We start from the raw sequence: 2628 nt of genomic DNA, 5'->3' as shown, positions 1-2628 counted from the left end.
ATAACGGAAAAGAAATTTGGCTAAATAGCGGAGAAATTTCACTAAAGAGTTGGAAGTAATAGTAAGTTTCTACAACAAAAAATAAGGCTCTATAATATTTGTAGTGGGTAAATCCCCTATGGATATTATGGAGCCTATTTTGTTGTAGAAAAAAAGTCCCATAAGATCTATAATGAAAAGCGACCAAACAACTCATTAGAAAGATTCATATGGAACAATTACATTTTATCACAAAACTACTCGATATCAAAGACCCAAATATCCAATTTATGGATATCATCAATAGGGATACCCACAAAGAAATCATCGCTAGACTGGATTATGAGGCCCCTTCTTGTCCTGATTGTGGAAGCCTAATGAAGAAATATGACTTTCAAAAACCGTCTAAGATTCCTTACCTTGAAACGACTGGTATGCCTACTAGAATCCTCCTTAGAAAACGCCGTTTTAAGTGCTATCAGTGCTCTAAAATGATGGTCGCTGAAACCTCTCTCGTCAAGAAAAATCACCAAATACCTCGTATCATCAACCAAAAGATTGCTCAAAAGCTGATTGAAAAAACTTCCATGACCGATATTGCTCATCAGTTGTCTATTTCAACTTCAACTGTCATTCGCAAGCTCAATGACTTTCACTTTAAGCCTGATTTTTCTCGCCTTCCTGAGATTATGTCTTGGGACGAATATACCTTTACAAAAGGAAAGATGAGTTTCATTGCACAAGATTTTGATAATCTCAGTATCATCGCTGTTCTTGAAGGTAGAACACAGGCTGTCATCCGAAATCACTTTCTTCGATAGAGCCGTTCGTTGTCAGGTGAAAATCATTACTATAGATATGTTTAGTCCCTACTATAACTTGGCTAAACAGATTCACTTTCGAATTTCTAGGTTCAGGCTGAAACAGTCTCCCAGACTGTTTCACTCCCGAATATTAAAATCATTCTAGATCGCTTTCACCCTTCGTTATTATATTTCTAAACTTAGGCTAAAACAGTCCACTGGACTGTTTTACTCCAACACTTAAGCCGTGCTATGATTCGTGTGCGTGTCCAAATCATGAATCAGTATCATCGAAAATCCCATGAATACAAGGCTATCAAGCGTTACTGGAAACTTATCCAACAAGATAGTCGGAAACTCAGTGAGAAACGTTTTTATCGCCCTACTTTTCGTATGCACTTAACAAATAAAGAGATTCTAGACAAGCTTTTGAGCTATTCAGAAGACTTAAAACACCACTATAATCTCTATCAACTCTTACTTTTTCACTTTCAGAATAAGGAAGCTGACAAATTTTTCGGACTCATTGAGGACAATCTAAAGCAGGTTCATTCTCTTTTTCAGACTGTCTTTAAAACCTTTCTCAAGGACAAAGAGAAAATCGTCAACGCCCTTCAATTACCTTATTCCAACGCAAAATTGGAAGCGACTAATAATCTCGTTAAAGTTATCAAGAGAAATGCCTTTGGATTTCGGAACTTTGAAAACTTCAAAAAACGGATTTTTATCGCTCTGAACATCAAAAAAGAAAGGACGAATTTTGTCCTTTCTCGAGTTTAGCTTTTCTTCAACCCACTACAGTTGACAAAGAAGCAAGAAAAAAGGGCTCTATAATATTTGTAGTGGGTAAATCCCCTATGGATATTATGTAGCCTATTTTGTTGTAGAAAAAAAGTCCCATATGACCTATAATGAAAAGCGACTAAACAACTCATTAGAAAGATTCATATGGAACAATTACATTTTATCACAAAACTACTCGATATCAAAGACCCTAATATCCAAATTATAGATGTCATTAATAGAGATACACACAAGGAAATCATCGCTAAACTGGATTATGAGGCTCCATCTTGTCCTGATTGCGGAAGTCAAATGAAGAAATATGACTTTCAAAAACCTTCTAAAATTCCTTACCTCGAAACAACTGGTATGCCTACTAGAATCCTCCTTAGAAAACGTCGATTCAAGTGCTATCATTGCTCTAAAATGATGGTCGCTGAGACTTCTCTAGTCAAGAAGAATCACCAAATCCCTCGTATCATCAACCAAAAGATTGCTCAGAAGCTGATTGAAAAAACTTCCATGACCGATATTGCTCATCAGTTGTCTATTTCAACTTCAACTGTCATTCGCAAGCTCAATGACTTTCACTTTAAGCCTGATTTTTCTCGCCTTCCTGAGATTATGTCTTGGGACGAATATACCTTTACAAAAGGAAAGATGAGTTTCATTGCACAAGATTTTGATAATCTCGATATCATCACTGTTCTTGAGGGAAGAACACAAGCTATTATTCGAAATCACTTTCTTAAATATGATAGAGTCGTCCGATGTCGAGTGAAAATTATTACTATGGATATGTTTAGTCCCTATTATGACTTGGCTAAACAGCTTTTTCCGTGTGCTAAAATCGTTCTAGACCGCTTTCACATTGTCCAACATCTTAGCCGTGCTATGAGTCGTGTCCGTGTCCAAATCATGAATCAGTTTCATCGAAAATCCCATGAATACAAGGCTATCAAGCGTTACTGGAAGCTCATCCAGCAGGATAGTCATAAATTGAGTGATAAACGTTTTTATCGCCCTACTTTTCGTATGCACTTAACAAATAAAGAGATTCTAG

General features: G+C 36.5%; 1 protein-coding gene and 1 pseudogene. Both read left to right on the top strand.

All coding sequences use genetic code 11. From position 1 onward, the window contains the following. Nucleotides 1-209 precede the first annotated feature (209 nt). Nucleotides 210-1562, top strand: a pseudogene (locus RWO85_RS10330) (transposase). Nucleotides 1563-1730: 168 nt separating this feature from the next. Continuing rightward, the coding region (locus RWO85_RS10325) for an ISL3 family transposase (RefSeq protein ID WP_314415771.1) at nucleotides 1731-2628 on the top strand (898 nt) is incomplete at its 3' end.

This window comes from uncultured Streptococcus sp. (assembly GCF_963521865.1).
Taxonomy (GTDB): Bacteria; Bacillota; Bacilli; order Lactobacillales; family Streptococcaceae; genus Streptococcus.
This window is presented reverse-complemented; position numbering and strand designations above follow the sequence as displayed.